The sequence below is a fragment of the Streptomyces sp. NPDC047917 genome, from assembly GCF_043204345.1.
In the GTDB taxonomy this organism is placed as follows: domain Bacteria; phylum Actinomycetota; class Actinomycetes; order Streptomycetales; family Streptomycetaceae; genus Streptomyces; species Streptomyces sanglieri.
Window position 1 is genome coordinate 1 of sequence record NZ_JBIDCA010000036.1, and the last position, 16571, is coordinate 16571.

Genomic DNA, 16571 nt, shown 5'->3' on the forward strand with positions numbered 1-16571 from the left:
CCTCCAGACACCTGCCTCACTCGTCCTCTCGGGCATGAGCTCCTGTCGACGACCAGGATGCCCGGCACTCACCCACCAAGAGAAACGACTTCTTATGGGGCTGCATCGTGTGGACGGTGGCGTCCTGGTCGTGCTCGCCACGGCTCTCCTTGGCCGCCTTGTTCGCCAATGACCTGACCGACTCGCAGCTGATCGCTGTGTCGTACAGCAGCAACCGGACCAAGGGCGACAAGGACCCCGCCAACTGGAAGCCGTCGCTCAAGTCGTACTGGTGCACCTACAGCCGGGCCTGGATCAGCGTGAAGGCCACCTACCAGCTCACCGCCAACCCGGCCGAGGCTGCTGCCCTGTCCGAGATGCTCGATACCTGCGCCTGAGCTGACCCCACCGGGCGGTGCCGGCCGTGAACCCCGCCCAGGGGCCGCCGGAGCAGCGGGCGGGCCCGCCCGCTCCGGCTCGCTGCAGGGGAGAAGCAGGCCCCTCTTGTCAGCGAGACCTCGGTGTCGGGCGTCGAGTGGGGTCATCGGTTCGCTCGTAGCCACTGGGCGAAGGCGGCCAGGCCCTCTTCGGGGTTGGCGCGGCCGACGCCGATGCGGAAACGGTCGGTGGGGGTGGGGGTGAGCTCGGAGCGGTAGATGCTGGCGGGCAGCAGCAGAACGCCGGCTTCCTCGACCAGGCGGGTGCAGAACTTCTCCACTCCGTCCGGGCCGAGGTAGCGGGGATAGGTGACGCAGCCGCCGTCCGGGGCCTGCCACTCGAAGAGGCCGGCGAATTCTGCGAAGAACGCGTCGAAGTGCTGCAGGTTGGCCGTGATGAGTGCCCGGTTGCGGTCCAGGATCGTGGCGCGGGCCTTGAGCGCGATGCGGGCCAGGACCTCGCTGGGGGCGGAGTTGCAGATGGTGGTGTAGTGCTTGGCCCGTTCTAGTCGGGACAGCAGCTTGCGGTCGCGGCAGGTGATCCAGCCGATTCTCAGGCCCGGCAGTCCGAGCGACTTGGAGGTGACGTTCAGCGACAGGGCGCGGGCGGACAGGTCAGCGGCCTGTGGAAGGGTGCGGGCCGGGTCGCGCTCCAGGCCGCGGTAGACCTCGTCGCTGAACAGGTGGATGCCGCGCTCGTCGCACAGCCGCGCCAGCTCGGTGAAGTCGGCTGCGCTGATGACCTTGCCGGTGGGGTTGTTCGGGAAGTTCACCGAGACGACGCGGGTGTTCGGGCGGATCGCCGCCCGAACCGCATCGAGGTCCAGCGCCCAGTCGCGGTCGGGGTCGAGGGCGACGCCGGTGACCTCGCACAGGGCGAGCGGCACGGTCTCGGCCGCCTGGTAGTTGGGGGTCACCACCACTGCGTGGTCGCCCGCACCCAGCAGCACGTTCATTGCCAGGTAGAGGGCCTCCTCGGCGCCGGCGAAGCAGATCACGTCGGCCGCGTCAGCCCGCGCGTACATTCCGGCGATCGCCTCGCGCAGGGCCGGGTCGCCGTAGGTCTGGGTGTAGCCCAGCGACAGGTTCTCGAACGCGGCGCGGTCCTGGTCATCGGCCAGGGCGAGCAGCTCGCCGAGGGTCATGGACTGCACGTCGGAGGCGGTCAGGTGATGGCGCGCGGTGAACTCCCACTGGGAAAAGTAGGTTTCCAGGCGGAAGTCGGGCAGGCGGGTCATGGTGTGTGGTCTTTCGTGCTTGGTGCTCGGATTTCGGCCAGCAGGCCGTAGAGGGTGGACCGGGAGACGCGCAGGGCGGCGGCGACGACGGGGGTGGCGCGGCGCACCGCGAAGATCTTGGCCTCCTCCAGGCGGGCGAGGACGGCCAGACGGTCGGCGCGGGTCAGCCGCTCGATGGGACGGCCGCACTCACGCACGTACGCGCCGACGATGTGCTGGACGCGCTCGTTCCAGTCCTGCTTGAACAGCGGCTCCGGCCGGGGCGCCGTCGGGGCGCCGAACGCGGACAGCACGGCTGCGGCCTGCTCCAGCGGTGTGCGATCGAGGTTGACGCACAGCACCGCGGCAGCTTTCCCGTCCGGCTCACGCAGGACCGCGCTGACCGACGACAGCCGTCGGCCGTCCGCGAGCAATTTCTCGTACGGACCGAACACGTCCCGCGCGGAGGGGGCCAGCTCGTCCAGCTCGCCCAGCAGCGAAGGGTCCCCTGGACCCCGGGAGCCTGTCGGATTCCAGATCGCCAGGATCCGGTCGGTGTCCGGGTCGTGCAGGACCACCTCGGCATACGGGCCGAGCAGCAGCGCGACGGCCTGGCCCACGGGCGCCCACATCCGGACCCGGTGATCTGTGCTTTCTTCAGCAGTCTCCACGCTCTGGACTATAAGTCCATGCTGGACTAAGTGTCCAGGACTGGCAGTCGCAGGCCCGGAAGAGGCGGCGGTTGTCGACGTACGGCTCGGGCAAGCCGCGGAATTCCTTGATCGGTACCCGGTCTCCGCACTGGAGGCGTGCAGGGCATCGCCGGGCGTGGAAGGAGGTGACGTCGTCGACGAGCTGTTGGGCGACTACCGCACGGCCGGCTTCGAGCGTATTCAGCAGGCGGTACGCCTGGTCCTGGCGCACCACCGGGCCGACGCCGGCCCGCATGCCGACCGGGGCACCACTCTGCGGTGCACCGCCGTACCCCTGTACATGGAGTACTGACCCGACAAGGTGGGGGTGGCGGGCCGTGAGCGGGACTCGGCAGGAATGGAAGCAACTACACACGGACGCCTATGGCATGGCATGTCCGCTTGGCGGAGGGCTGTCGTCTCCTGCGGGGCCCTGGTGGCCCGCCACGCCGGGTACGATCGACATGCCGTACGTTGGGCTGGCGGACCGAAAACGGCCCGCCCCGATGTACCCGACCCCGCTACCTTCGAGCGCGAGTGGATGCCGGTCGTGGAGCTGCTGATCCTGGCCGCCTGCCGGGCAGTTCGGGAGGACAGCGTCGTGGTCGACGATGTCTAGCTGCCCATGTGCTCGGCTGGGTCGACGGTGTGCACACCCACCGGCTGCCCGACGGCCCGCTGGACAGCTCTCATGGGGAGAGCGACTGGCGGCGTCCACGACTCCGCTGGCCGCACCAGGAGCGCCAAGGTCCGCTCCGGCAACCCCTACCTCAAAGACGGCCTCGGCCTGGCCGCCTTCGGCGTGGTGAGAACCAAGGACGCCAATTTCCAAGCCCGTTACGAGCGACTCATCGCCCGCCGCGGCCCACTCAAGGCCCTGGTCGCCGTCGAGCACTCCATCATCACCGCGATCCGGCACATGCTCACCGACAACGTTCCCTGCCACGAGCTCGGCGGCACCTACTTCACCCAGAGCGACCCCGAGCGCGCCAGCCGCCGAATGGTCAACGCGCTCAACCAGCTCGGCTACACCGTCACCCTCAACCCTCCGGAAGGCGCGGCCCGAACGACCAGCCCAGCACCAGCATCCCGGCGACCAGCACGGCCACCGGGCACCCAACCCTGCCCGAAACCGCCCTGACCTACTGTTTACGCGTCAGAGCCGGTTCTCCTGTCGCTCTGACAGGAACCGGTGTCGGCGTCATTCGTCGACGCTGAGAAGCATCGCCGCCAGGTCCTTGCGCGACCCGCAGCCGAGCTTGCGCAGGGCACTGGAGACGTGGCTCTCAACCGTGCGGCGAGACAGGAACAGCTCGGTGGCGATCTCCTGGTTGGTCTTGCCCGCGGCCGCCAGAGCAGCCACCCGGTGCTCCTTCGGCGACAGCGTCTGACCGAGAGACCGCCGTCCACCCCGCCAGGGATACGGGATCGGTACGCCGAACTGCCGCATGCTGCGGCAGATGCGCGCGATGTCACGCGAGGCGGCCATCGCGCCGTACAGGCGAAGGGCAGCCTCCAGGTCGAGACCGTCCCGCACCTCACCGCGCTCGGAGCGAAGCTGGCCGAGCCGTTCGGCCGCCTGCGCCTCGTCGTAGCGCAGTCCCGCGACCATGAGAACCCGACGCGCCGACCCGAGCAGAGCCTCGGCCTCGTCGGGGCGATCGTGAGCGGAAGCGAGCGCGCCCCGGGTCGTCAGGAGGGCAGCCTGCGCGCGCGGCGCGTCCGTCCCGTCGAGCCCGGCCGCGAACTCGTCGACGAGTTCGGCGGCCTCGTTGCCCGGTCCCCGCGCGGTCAGCGCCTCCACGAGGCACACCACCGGCGCAGCGCCCCACACCCAGTTCCCCTTGGCGCGGACATCTGCGACGGCGGCCCTGGCGTGGTCGGTGGCGCCGTCCACGTCGTCCATCGTCAGCAACAACCGGGCCATGGCGGTCCTCGCCGCGATGAGCGGCCAGACGGCGCCGACCCGTTCGGCGACGGCGATGACCTCGCTGAAGCGGGCGGCGGCTTCCTCGGCCGGGCCGATCGCCGCGAGCAGTGAGCCGTGCAGCAGTCGCGAGTCCAGTGTCGCTGCCCCGAACGTCGCGTCGGCCCCACCCATCCGGCGAACCCTGTCGATCAGGCCGTCCCACCGGCCGGCGGCGTGATCGACCGCGGCAGCGACGAGGTCGACCACCTCGGCCAAGCGCAGGTAGTCCGCCTGCTCGGAGACCCGGCGCGCCTCGGCCAGCAGCGCCTCGGCGCGGTCCAGGCGGCCGACGTGCAGGGCGGCCTGGGCCCAGTTGAGGCACGCGCGCACGCGCTCCCGGAAGGAGGTACGCAGATCGTCCCCGCCCAACAGGTCGTCGATCAGCGGCCAGCTTTCGGGCTGGCCCTGCTCGAGCATGAGTCCCGCCCGTGTGATGCGGACGGCGACGTCGACACTGCGGTCGCCGCTGCGCAGTGCGGCCGCCGCCGCTTCGTCACAGCGAGCGACGTGCTCGCACATGTGCCGGTCCGTGACCGTCTCGGGCGCGGCAAGGACGGCGAGCGCACGGCCGAGGAGCGCGGGCTCGCCAGCAAGATCCTCGATGGCGCTGTCGATCTCCAGATAGCCGGCGCGGGCGTCACCCGACTGGCGAAGAAGACGTCCGTGAGCGAAGCGCAGCTCGCCGCGTACGGCGGCCGGCAGCTGCTCGGTCACCAGCAGCCCTTCGACGATCGGCAGCGCCTCGGCGTGGGCGAGCCCATCGACCGCAGCCCTGCCCAGCTTGAGGGCGAGCCGAACCCGGTCCGTCTGCGGGACGCCTTCCGCGCCGAGTGCCTCAAGCAGAAAGCGGGCAGCCGTCGCGTCGTTGCCGTGCGCGAGTGCGGCCTCGGCGGCCGCTTCCGCATGAACGACGAACTCCTGGTGGCGGCCCGCGAGTCGGTAGTGATGGGCGAGCTTGACCGCCGTGGACGTGCCCACCCCCGACTCCAGAGCACGAGCGATCCGCAGATGCAGCCACCGCCGCTCTGCCGCAGGCACCGACTCATACACCACCTGCTGGGCCAGGGCGTGGCGGAAGCAGCTGTGCCCGCCCTCCTCGTGCAGCAGGCCGACGGCCTGCGCGCTTGCGAGCGATCGCGCGATCTCGCCGGCGCCACGCTCGGTCACCTCCGCCAGCAGGCGGTCGTCGGTGACCAGGCCCAGGACCGCGGCCGAGTTCAGGATCTGCCGGGCATCGTCGTCGAGGGTGAGCAGGCGCTGCACGATCACGTCGCGGAGCACCGCCGGAACCGCGAGGTCGTCCAAAGCCTCGGGGCGAGCCGGGATCGCGCGCGTTACCGAGCCCTCCATGAGCGTGCGCAGGACCTCCTCGACCACGAACGGGATGCCGCCGGTCCTCTCGTAGAGGCGATCGGCGACCTCGGGAGAGGGGGCGGAATGCAGGATCCGGCTGGCGAGCTGAGCCACTTCCGGCCGGTTCAACGGGCTCAAGCCGACGATGCGGGCCGCGCCGGAAGGTGCCCGGGCCAAGGCCTCCCGGATCGGGAGTCGCCCAGTCTCCGTGCGCGCGGTGAGGATCACCGTCAGACAAGGAGGAAGGTGCGCGGCGAGGAAGGCCAGGAAGTCGAAGGTCACCGTGTCTGCCCAGTGCACGTCCTCCAGCACGAGCACCAAGGGGCTGAGCTCGTCGAGAAGAGCGACGGCGGCGCGGAAGACCCGGTGCCGTTCCGCCCCTTGGTCGGCGAGCGCCGGCGGGGGCTGCGGCAACTGTGCAGCGATCTCCGGGACCAGCGGTGCCAGGGCGCCGAGCACCGGGTTGAGTACCTCGGCGCCGGCCAGCGTGCTTCCCACCTGACGGAAGGCGTCGAGCAGCGGGGACAGCGGCAGCGGCTCCTGGAGTTGCTCGCACTGCCCGACCAAGGTCCTGCGACCAGCGACCGGAGGTGCGGCCAGCAGCTCTCGCACCAAGCGGCTCTTCCCGATCCCGGCCTCCCCCTCGACGAGGGCGAGTGACGGCGGGACGGCGATGGCCGCCTGGAGAACGGCGAGCTCCTCTCGCCGTCCGACCAGGGTGTCGACCGGGTCGTCCGCGTGGCTTGCCTGCGGCTCCAAGAGCATGTTTCGCCCCTCTCGCCAGCCCGATCTTGCAACGTCGCGATCAGGCTACCCCCAAAATTCCGTGTGTCCTACGGAGGCCACCGGGAGCACACCGTCGCTACCGTCAGCGCGCAATCTCGGAGCTTCACGCGGAAGGCGAACGAATGAGACGGACCAACTCCTCCCAGTCACGGAGGTGGTGGGTGGGCACCGCGGCGCTGACAGCGATCGCGCTGACAGCCGCCGCGGCCGCGCCCGGGTCAGCGGCCCCAGCCCCGGCAAGCCCTGACAAGAAGCAGACCTACATTGTCCAGATGGCCCTGGCCCCCGTCGTCGCCTACGCCGGCGACAAATCCGGGCTGGCGGCGACCAAGCCGGCCCGCGACAAGAAGATCAACCCCCGGTCGGCCAAGGTCGAGCGGTATGTCGACCACCTCCGCGACCAGCAGCAGCGCGCCGTACGGGCCGTGGGGGCGAAGAAGCTCCACAGCTACACCTACTCCTTCGACGGCTTCGCGGCCGACCTGACGGCCCGCCAGGCAGCGCAACTGCGCGCGATGCCGGATGTCGTCGCCGTGACCAAGGACCAGAAGGTGACGACGCAGACGTCGTCGACGCCCGCCTTCCTCGGTCTCGACAAGCCGGGCGGCCTCTGGGACCAGCTCGCCGGCCCCGAGGGCGCCGGCGAGGGCCTCGTCATCGGCGTGATCGACACCGGCGTCTGGCCGGACAGCCAGAGCTTTGCCAACCCTGATGCCAGCGGGAAGGCGTACGCGCCGCTCACCGACTTCCACGGGACCTGCGACCTCGCCACCGACGACTCATGGGACGAGGGCGACTGCAACGGCAAGATCGTCGCCGCGCGCCACTTCGACGAGGCGTGGGGCGGCGACGCCGGCATCAAGAGCCAGATGCCGTGGGAGTTCCTCTCTGCGCGCGACTACAACGGGCACGGCACCCACACCTCCTCGACCTCCAGCGGTGACCACGGGGTCGTCGCCACCGGGCCGACCTCCATATTCGGCGCGATCACGGGCATGGCACCGCGCGCCCGCATCGCCTCCTACAAGGCGCTGTGGTCGGCCAAGGACGGCTCCACCGCGTCGGGGGCCAACTCCGACGTCGTGGCCGCCATCGACCAGGCGGTCGCCGACGGAGTCGACGTCATCAACTTCTCCGTGTCGGGCACGACCACCGACCTGCTCGACCCGACCGAGGTGTCCTTCCTCGCCGCGGCCGAGGCCGGCATCTTCGTCTCTGCCTCCGCCGGCAACAGCGGCCCCGCCGCCACCACGGTCGCGCACCCGTCGCCCTGGGTGACAACGGTCGCCGCCGACACGCACAACCGAACGACGACCGACACGGTCACCCTGGGCAACGGGGAGACCTACACCGGAGCCTCGCTCGCGGCCACCTCGGCCGGCCCGGCCCCGCTCGTCTACGCCGACAAGGAGACGGTCGGTCTCTCGACCTCAAGTGAGACGCTCTCCAGGCTGTGCTACGCGGCAGCCGACAACAACGGCAAGCCCGTGCTCGACCCCGCCAAGGTGACCGGCAAGATCGTCGTCTGCGAGCGTGGCACCAACCCGCGCGTCAACAAGAGCCTCGCGGTGAAACAGGCCGGCGGCATCGGCATGATCATGGTCAACACCAGCGGCGACGCCGACGACACCGACTCCGACTTCCACGCCGTGCCATCGGCGCACCTGCCGTTCGCCAACCGCGCCGCGGTCAAGGCGTACGCCGGCACCGCCGACGCCACCGCCACGATCTCTGCGGCCAAGATCGCCTACGACGCCCCGGCGCCCCACATCGCCTCCTTCTCCTCCCGCGGGCCGACGACGGCTGCCGACGGCGACCTACTCAAGCCCGACCTCGCAGCGCCCGGCCAGGACATCCTCGCGGCGGTCGCGCCTCCGGGGCAGGGCGGGATGGACTTCAACCTGATGAGCGGCACCTCGATGGCGGCCCCGCACGTCGCCGGCCTCGCGGCCCTGCTCAAGCAGCGCCACCCCGACTGGTCACCGATGGCGATCAAGTCGGCCCTGATGACGACCGGCACCGACCTCCTCGACGGCCCGGCCAGCAAGCCGACGGTCGCCTTCGCACAGGGTGCCGGACACATCCAGCCGAACAGCGCCGTGGACCCCGGTCTCGTCTACGACAGCGGCACCGACGACTGGTTCGCGTTCCTGTGCGGCACGACGAAGGGCATCCGGCAGGACGTCTGCGACGCCGAGGCCAAGAAGGGCAAGTCCTTCGACCCCAGCGACCTCAACACCCCGTCGATCGCCATCGGACGGCTCGCGCCGGAGACCCGGACGGTGACACGTGAGGTCACCAACGTCGGATCGGCCACGGCGTCCTACAGCCCCTCGGTCAAAGGCCTCGACGGCGTGACCGTGAAGGTGACGCCGAAGCGACTCAAGGTGCGTCCCGGCGAAACGCGGTCCTTCAGCGTGAAGTTCACCCGGACCACCGCAGCCGTCAACACCTACGTGTCGGGCTCCCTGACCTGGACCGACGGCACGCACCGCGTGCGGATCCCGATGGTGGTGCGCCCCGTGGCGGAGGCCTGGACCGCCGTCACCGGCACCCCGGGCGTACAGGACTCCGGGGAGCAGGTCGTCCTCGACCCGAGCGGCAAGCGGGTCTACGTCACCGCTCTCAACTACGGGTCGGCGCCGGGTCAGCAGAACCTGAGCATCGTCACCATCGCCTACGACCCGAAGACCGGCGCCGAGCTATGGACGTCGCGCTACGCGGGCCCGACGGACAACTACGCCGAGCCCCTCGACACCAACATCAGCCCGGACGGCCGCACGCTCTATGTCACCGGTGAGACCGCCGGCGTCGACACCGGCACGGACGCCGTGACGATCGCCTACGACACCGCAACGGGGGCGCAGAAGTGGGACGCGCGCTACACCGGTCCCGGCAAGCTCACGGCCTCGGCCTGGGAGAACGTGGTCAGCCCCGACGGCAAGCACGTCTACATGACCGGCATGACGACGCTCGCCGAGGGCGGAGTCGACGACTACTTCACGGCGGCGTACGACACGGCGACCGGCAAGCAGACCTGGGCGAAGACGTATGACGGCCCAGGCCACAAGACCGACGACTCCCGGATGATCGCGATCACGCCTGAGGGCAGGACACTGATCGTCAGCGGCCAGAGCCCGGGCACCGGGACCGGCTTCTCCGACTGGGGCACGGTCGCCTACGACGCCGCCACCGGCGCACAGAAGTGGACGGCTCGCCACGACGGCCCGTCGCACGGGCTCGACATTCCGTCGGCGATGGCGGTCTCCGAGGACGGCACGTCGGTCATCGTGACAGGCGCCAGCAGTTCGGCCAAGACCTCGACCGACCTGGTCACGGAGGCCTACGACATCGCCACCGGCAAGCGGCTGTGGACCGACCGCTACGACGGGCCGGGTCACGCGTCGGACAACCCGTACGCCGTCACGGTGGCCGGCGGCAAGGTCTATGTCACAGGCAATACCGAAGGCGAGGGCACCCGGATCGACATGACGACCGTGGCCTACAACGAGGCGACCGGGCAGCGGCTGTGGGTCCAGCGCCACGACGGCAAGGCCCACTACGACGACACGTCGTGGGGCATCGCCGTCACGCCGGACGGCAGCAAGGTCGTCATCACCGGCACGAGCAGCGACAGCAACGCCGGCAGCGACTACGTGACGATCGCGTACGACACTGCCAGCGGCGACCAGGTCTGGCTCGGCCGGTACGACGGCCTCGTCGGCTCCCTGGACAGCGGCCACGCGATCGCCATGCACGCGACCAAGCACGGCGTACGAATGTTCGTGACCGGCCAGAGCTCGACGGCCGGAAGCTTCGACACCGGCGTCGAGATCGACACCGCGACCGTCGCCTACTTCGATCCCTGGACCGAGAAGTAGGAGGCAGACAAGTAGCGCGGCCGCCCGAGACAGGACGGCCGCGCTACTTGCGCTTTTCCGTACATTCCGGGCGTTCGGGCGACCCGGCTGGCGTTGAGCAGGAGACGTGGGCCCTCCTCACTCTCTACCAGGCCCTGCGGGTCGTGATGGTCGAGGCTGCGGAGTCGCTGCCGGGCACCGAACCGGACCACTGCTGCTTCACCGTCGCGCTCCAGACCACTCGTGACCATGTTGTCCAGGCCGCCGCCGTCGTCACCGACCCCGCCGACGCTGGTCACCTCGGGCTGATCACTGTTTTCGGTGATGTAACGTTGTGAACGTGGATATGGAAACAAAGATTCTGGAGGCGGCTGCGGCGCTGCTCGTCGAGTCTCCGGCAGGAGACATCTCGATCCGTGCGGTGTGCGAGGCTGCGCAGGTCGGAGCACCGACTCTCTATCGGTTGTTCGAGAACAAGGACGCGCTGCTGGCTGCGGCCGTCGACCACGGCTTCGAGCGGTACCTGGCCTCCAAGCGCGCTGCGGTGGTGTCCGACGACCCGGTGCAGGACCTGCGTGATGGCTGGGACAGTCATGTGGCTTTTGCCCTGGCGCAGCCCGCCTGCTACAAGCTCATGTACTCCCCGGCCCTGGCTAGCCGTCCGGAGGCCGCTGCGGAAGCTCACCGGATGCTGATCGCGGTGATCGAGCGGATTGCGGTCGCGGGTCGGCTGAGCGTGCCGGTTGACCGGGCCGCGCAGATGGTCATGGCCGCGAACATCGGCCTGGCTCTGTCGCTGCTCTACCGGCCCGACGTCAACCAGGACCCCGTTCTGTCGAACAGTCTCCGAGAGGCCGTCGTCACCGCCATCACCACGAACGCCACCGCTACGGAAGCGGCCGCCTCACCGGCGACGACCCTGCGCACCCGGCTGCGGCAGACCCCGCCGCCCGGGTTCACCCCTGCTGAGACCGCACTGCTCCACGAATGGCTCGGCCGTCTCGAGATCCCCACCACCTGAGAAGGACCCACTGCGATGACCACCACCAGCGACACCATCCCCCGGATCGCCCTGGTTACCGGAGCTTCCGGCGGCATCGGACATGCCACCGCGCTGCGCCTTGCCCGCGACGGCATGACCGTCGCCGTCCACTACGCCGGCCGCGAGGCCGCCGCCGAGCGGCTGGTCGAGGAGATCTCCGCCGCAGGCGGACGAGCCATCGCCATCGGTGGCGACATCGCCGACGAGGCGGCCATGGCCGAGCTCTTCGACGAAATCGAACGCACCCTCGGCGGCGTCGACGTAGTGGTGAACACCGCCGGCATCATGATCCTCTCGCCCGTGGCGGAACTCGACCTGGACGCGCTGGACCGCATGCACCGCACCAACATCCGCGGCACCTTCGTCGTCTCCCAGCAGGCAGCCCGCCGACTGCGCCGCGGTGGTGCCCTGATCAACTTCTCCACCACCGTCACCCGGACCGGCTTCCCTACTTATGGCGCCTACGTGGCCTCCAAGGCCGCTGTCGAAGCCCTCACCCCGGTCCTGGCCCGTGAACTGCGCGGCCGCGACATCACCGTCAACACCGTGGCACCGGGCCCCACCGCCACCCCGCTCTTCCTAGACGGCAAGGAGGAGCAGACCATCGCCCAACTGTCCAAGGCCGCCCCTCTGGAACGGTTGGGACAGCCCGAGGACATCGCGGAGACTGTCGCCTTCCTTGCCGGACCAGCCCGCTGGATCAACGGACAGACTCTGTTCGCCAACGGCGGCTTGGCCTGACGCCTCCATCCCGCCGGAGACTTCTCCCCCCGAGGCGGGACTGTAAAACGTTCGGTGTAACTCCCGATCACGGAAGATGCATCGATGACCAGCTGTGATTGGTCGTGGTGGTGTCAGCGGGTTGGGTGTCAGCGGGTTTTGACGGCGTGAGTGGCTAGCTGAACAGGGTGTTCGTTGTTGGGCGCTGTCGAGTCGTGGCTGTCATGGGATGACTATTCCGCTGTCATGGCGTGAGGATTTTGCCTACCACACTCGTGTTCTGGCTGACACGAGGATGAGTATTCCTGTGTTCTTGATCGGGGCAGGGCAGTGTGCTGGTGGGTATGACTGCTGAAACATCGCTGCCGTCGCCCTTGCTGTCCTTGGGCTCGGCGGGAGCCGAGAGATCGGTGGTGGCTTCCGGTTCGCGGGACCGGGCCCTGATGCGCTCTGTGGCGGTACGGCGTCTTCTCTCGCTGGACGAGGCCGGGACGCTGCAGACGGTGCATGTCCGTATCGTCGCCGAGACGACGGGAGTGCATGTCCGTACGGTATGGCGCTGGCTCGCGGACGCGAAGGAGTCCGGCCGGGTAGAACCCGTACCGCGGCGTGGGGTGTTCGCTCTTGATGACGTGTTGTGGGCCCGGCTCGGGGAGCTGGGCGGGAACGTGAAGGCGCTGTACTGGTGGATGGGCGAGCACGCCGATGAGGTACTTGCCGGTCTGGGATGGGACAGGCTCCCGTCGTTGACGACCCTGCATGATGCAGTGCACCGGGCACAGCGTGCGGGCCGGGTGCTGGAGGTTTCCCGCCCTTCTTACGCGCGCCGGGATCCGCAGGGGTATGACCGGGCGCTGGCCGAGCTGGCGTTGCCGGGCACCATCGACGAGGCCGGCCAGGCGGCCGTCGGACCCGTACCGCAGGACGACACCGACAGCTCCGATGCGGCAGGCACCTCGCCCTTCACCGACAGCGGCGTGCGCTTGTACGTGCCGGGCGCGCATGTCGTGCCGACCAGGCAGCTCGACACGGTCACCGGGGCGATCACCCATACTGTGGCCGCGCGCGGGGTCGTGTGCGTGTACGGGGACCCGGGTCACGGTAAGACGGTCGCGGTCCATCAAGCGCTGCGCCTGCTGCCGCGCCGTATCCCGGTGCACCACGCGCGGGTGGCGGTGAAACCGGCGCTGCCACAACTGCGCCGACAGCCGCGCCGCCCACGGCAACTTCCGTAACTGGGCCCGCCTCACCGCCCACACCCTCACCGCCCTGAACCGCACCGGCCGCCCCCGCGTCGACCAAGAAGTCCTCCGCTGGGCCTTCAGCCGCCTCGGATCAGGCACATAACCCCCCACTCGCCTCTACCAGCGCATGCCGAGTTGGTCGAGGTCCGCTCGGCGCTGTTCGGTGAGCCTGCCAGCCCGTTTCCGTACGTTGTCGAGCCATGTGCCGAGCTTGACGGCCACGACCCCGTCAGCGCCTGCCTGATGGCCCGACGGGCCTGCCGTGCCCTCCGCTGCTCCCGCCAGGTGTTCGACGTGCTTCCTCGGTACCCTCAGATGCCCCTCCCGGGCATGGAACTGCCGTGCGGCGCGGAGGTTCACCGCCCACATGTCGTCCTGTGTCCGCTTCACCGGCCGCTCCGCCTCCTCGGCGGGTTCGATTCCGAGGGCGTTTTCCAGGAGCCATTGCTGTGCGGGCAGGAGCTGTTCCCATCCGTGCCGCTGCGCCGTGACCCACCTTCCGAGGTCTTCGCCCTGCACGATCACTTTCCCGGCTACCACCGGCAGGGCCCCGCCGTTCTGGAGGAGGTTCTGGGCGAGGCGAAAGCAGCGTTGCCACCCGGTGTCCCAGACCGGGCACCATCCCGGGTCGATCTCCTCCAGCGCCACGCGCCGCGCCTCGGTCAGCGCGCCCGCGCTGCTCTCGACAGCCAGGCAGGCCTGCCGCCGCTGCGCATTGGCATCCGCGGTCCGGGCGGCGAAGCGTTGGTTCTTGACCCAGGCCCCGACGGGATACCCGTCCCAGACCGCAGTCGTGGGAGGCAACAGATGCCCGTGCACGGCTGCCCAGGCGCGGGTGGCGGTGAGGCCTTCCTCGAACGCGACGTCCTGGTGCGACCACACCATGCCCAGCCCGGCCAGCTGTTCCACCCGCCCCGCGTCCAGGCGTCCGGCCTTGTGGGACTTGCGCTGGTCCGCGAGCCATGTCCCGAGCGGAAATCCTGCAGGGGTCCAGTCATCGGGTGTGGTGTAGTCGTACGGCACCCGTAGCTGCTGCGCCCCGGTCTCTTTCACGTACCGCGCCGCGGCCTGGATCCCGCGGCGCCAGAACGTGTTCTCGGGTTCGATGACCCGCAGCTTCACGAACCGTGCGAGCAACGCCGGGTCCCGGGGTGTGCTGAACTTCAGCAGCTCCCGCGCGGGCGCGCTCGGTCCCCGCTCGCCTTCCGGCACTTCCCGCTCAGCTACCGCCTCGCCTTCCTCGGCCCCCTCCGGGTGCCAACTACCGCTGCGGACACGGGGATCGGCGAGGTGTTCGATGGTGTCGGTGTCGTGTGCCCGCAGCGCTGAGAGGACCTTCGCGAGGGTTCCGTAGGCGTCCGAGGTCAGCATTTCGTCCGGTGTTTCACCCGGAGCGAGGAATACCGGAACGATCAGAGAAGCAATTTTCCCTTCGCCGGGTTTGATTCTCAGCGCGCGTCCGACCATCTGCACGATGTCGATCATCGATCCCCGTGCGTCGCAGAATGCGACGGAATCACAATTCGCGGTATCGACGCCCTCGCCCAGTACCTTCACCGAGCTCAGCACCCGCAACGCCGCCGGCAACAACCCCTTCCCCGACCGATCTCCACCCCCGCTGCGCCCACCATCACCACGCCCGCCGCCCCTGCCGCACCCGCCGACGCCACCCTCGACCAGCTGCGCCTGGCCCTGGTTCTGGTTCGTGATGGTGTCGGAGGCGAATTCCTCCAGTACGGCGCGCCGGTGGGCGGGCGGGTGCTCGCCGCACAGCCAGTCCGCCCATACCCGTCCCGGTTCCGGGTACCGCCTGGGGTTGTCCTCCCATAGCTTCCGGGCTGCGTCGGCGACACCTGTGGTCATGGCTTCGGCTTCACTGACGCGGCTGTGGAACGTCAGGACCTTGCGCAGGTTCTCCTCGGCGGCCGCGGTCACGAGTCCGGTCTGCAGTGCGGCGAGCCGTGCTCCGCGTGCGGCGTCCGACCCGTATCCGGCTTCCTGGCGCAGCTGATGGAACTCGGGATCGGAAATATCGACGCACACCACCTGATACGGCGCAACCAACCCCCGGCTCACCGCCTGTGAGAGCGTCAGCTTGTACGCCACCGGCCCGAACACCCGTGACCCCGGGTCCATGCTCGCGATCAGCCGCGGCTCACCGGCCTCGCCACTCCGGGCATGTTCGGGTGCTTCCCAGATCCTGGCCGTGGCGGTCATGTACAAACGGCGGGTCGCCGGCATCTTCGTCTGGTCGTGCACCGCGGCCCACGGCTTACCCGCGTACCCACTGGTGCGGTGCGCCTCGTCGATGACCATCAGGTCAAACGCACCAAGCCCGGCACTATGGGCGCGCTGGAGGATGCCGAGGCCGACGGCGGCGTACGTGGCGAACACCGTGACCCGCTCCAGACCCCTTACCCAGGAGACGAGTTCGCCCGGATCGGTCGTGCACGGCACACCGTCGGAGTCGTCGGCCCGGAGCGAGCAGACCCCGACCATCGCCCCTGTACGGCCTCCTTCCCGCCACGCGGCCGCGGTCTGGGTCAGCAGGTCCAGGGTCGGGACCAGGACCAGGACATGCCGCGCGCCGAGTTTTGCGGCGGCCGCGACGGCGATCAGGGTCTTCCCGGATCCGGTCGCGGCGATGACCTGGGTCCGCAGCCCCTCGGCCGGCAGGTGTCCGCTCGTGGGTGTCTGCAAGGCCCTCAGAACCGCGTCGACCGCCTCCACCTGATGCGGGAACAACTCCTTCAGCGTCACCAAAACTTCCTCTCTTCGACCGCTTCAGAGATATTCCCAAGACAGAAAAGACCCGGATCCCTGTGCAGCAACATGCTTTTTCAGCGACAACCAAGACACAGAAAATCGACCCCATTTACAGCGGCAGGGCCTAGGCTCATACTCCTTAATCTAGCTGGGCATCAAGAGTGACGCACACACCGACTGCAGAAATGGTTTCGAACCACCATTCTGTCATCTGCGCAGAGCCGTCCCTGTCAACCCACGAACCCTCCTGACAGGGACTCAAGGGACCAGAGAACGGGTAGCAAGCCCCGGACTTCACGACCCGTCACCGCACATCCCAGCAAAGCCACCCCAACCCCTCGCCAGCTTAAGGGCCGTGCGGAGCATGGCCCGCCGCCCGGATCGCGGAGCGATCGGGGCCGCAGTCAACGGAGTTGACTGCCCGGGCCACGGAGTGGACCGGCAACCCCGGACGAAGTCCGGGAACAACGCACGGAGTGCGTTGTCGTCTTCCGCCGCGTAGCGGC

12 protein-coding genes are annotated in these 16571 nt (G+C 69.2%); 8 read left to right on the forward strand and 4 right to left on the reverse strand.

From position 1 onward, the window contains the following. Positions 1-158: 158 nt before the first annotated feature. Positions 159-377 (forward strand): hypothetical protein, encoded by a 219-nt coding sequence (locus ACGF8B_RS41835; protein WP_392748148.1) that lies wholly within the window; start codon positions 159-161, stop codon positions 375-377. Positions 378-520: 143 nt separating this feature from the next. Here ACGF8B_RS41835 and ACGF8B_RS41840 read toward each other — a convergent pair whose 3' ends face one another. Then, the gene (locus tag ACGF8B_RS41840) at positions 521-1654 is read right to left on the reverse strand and encodes an aminotransferase class I/II-fold pyridoxal phosphate-dependent enzyme (RefSeq protein WP_392748150.1); all 1134 of its coding nucleotides are present in this window, start codon (positions 1652-1654) and stop codon (positions 521-523) included. Then, the gene (locus tag ACGF8B_RS41845; RefSeq protein ID WP_392748152.1) at positions 1651-2304 is read right to left on the reverse strand and encodes a transcriptional regulator; all 654 of its coding nucleotides are present in this window, start codon (positions 2302-2304) and stop codon (positions 1651-1653) included. The genes ACGF8B_RS41840 and ACGF8B_RS41845 overlap by 4 nt, the downstream gene beginning before the upstream one ends. Before the next feature lie 157 nt (positions 2305-2461). On the opposite strand from ACGF8B_RS41845, the gene ACGF8B_RS41850 reads away from it, so the two are divergent. Continuing rightward, the gene (locus tag ACGF8B_RS41850; protein ID WP_392748154.1) at positions 2462-2638 is read left to right on the forward strand and encodes a hypothetical protein; all 177 of its coding nucleotides are present in this window, start codon (positions 2462-2464) and stop codon (positions 2636-2638) included. Positions 2639-3016: 378 nt separating this feature from the next. Then, positions 3017-3466 (forward strand): hypothetical protein, encoded by a 450-nt coding sequence (locus tag ACGF8B_RS41855; protein WP_392748156.1) that lies wholly within the window; start codon positions 3017-3019, stop codon positions 3464-3466. A gap of 60 nt (positions 3467-3526) precedes the next feature. Here the strand turns inward: ACGF8B_RS41855 and ACGF8B_RS41860 are convergent, their stop codons facing one another. After that, positions 3527-6412 carry an AAA family ATPase gene (locus tag ACGF8B_RS41860; RefSeq protein ID WP_392748158.1) on the reverse strand — a complete coding sequence of 962 codons (2886 nt, stop codon included), beginning with the start codon at positions 6410-6412 and terminating at the stop codon, positions 3527-3529. 143 nt (positions 6413-6555) lie between these two features. Between ACGF8B_RS41860 and ACGF8B_RS41865 the strand changes: the two genes are divergently transcribed. The 5 genes from ACGF8B_RS41865 (at position 6556) to ACGF8B_RS41885 (ending at position 13290) form a co-directional block, all read left to right on the forward strand. Next, positions 6556-10314 carry a S8 family serine peptidase gene (locus ACGF8B_RS41865; RefSeq protein ID WP_392748159.1) on the forward strand — a complete coding sequence of 1253 codons (3759 nt, stop codon included), beginning with the start codon at positions 6556-6558 and terminating at the stop codon, positions 10312-10314. A 47-nt stretch (positions 10315-10361) separates the two neighbouring features. Further along, positions 10362-10631 (forward strand): hypothetical protein, encoded by a 270-nt coding sequence (locus ACGF8B_RS41870; RefSeq protein ID WP_392748161.1) that lies wholly within the window; start codon positions 10362-10364, stop codon positions 10629-10631. Between the two features lie 8 nt (positions 10632-10639). After that, on the forward strand, positions 10640-11314 hold the full coding sequence (locus ACGF8B_RS41875; RefSeq protein ID WP_392748168.1) for a TetR/AcrR family transcriptional regulator: 675 nt from the start codon (positions 10640-10642) through the stop codon (positions 11312-11314). Between the two features lie 15 nt (positions 11315-11329). Then, on the forward strand, positions 11330-12076 hold the full coding sequence (locus ACGF8B_RS41880) for an SDR family oxidoreductase (RefSeq protein WP_392748163.1): 747 nt from the start codon (positions 11330-11332) through the stop codon (positions 12074-12076). Between the two features lie 323 nt (positions 12077-12399). Beyond that, the gene (locus ACGF8B_RS41885) at positions 12400-13290 is read left to right on the forward strand and encodes a hypothetical protein (RefSeq protein WP_392748164.1); all 891 of its coding nucleotides are present in this window, start codon (positions 12400-12402) and stop codon (positions 13288-13290) included. Between the two features lie 126 nt (positions 13291-13416). Here ACGF8B_RS41885 and ACGF8B_RS41890 read toward each other — a convergent pair whose 3' ends face one another. Beyond that, the gene (locus ACGF8B_RS41890; RefSeq protein WP_392748166.1) at positions 13417-16059 is read right to left on the reverse strand and encodes a Helicase associated domain protein; all 2643 of its coding nucleotides are present in this window, start codon (positions 16057-16059) and stop codon (positions 13417-13419) included. Positions 16060-16571 lie beyond the last annotated feature (512 nt).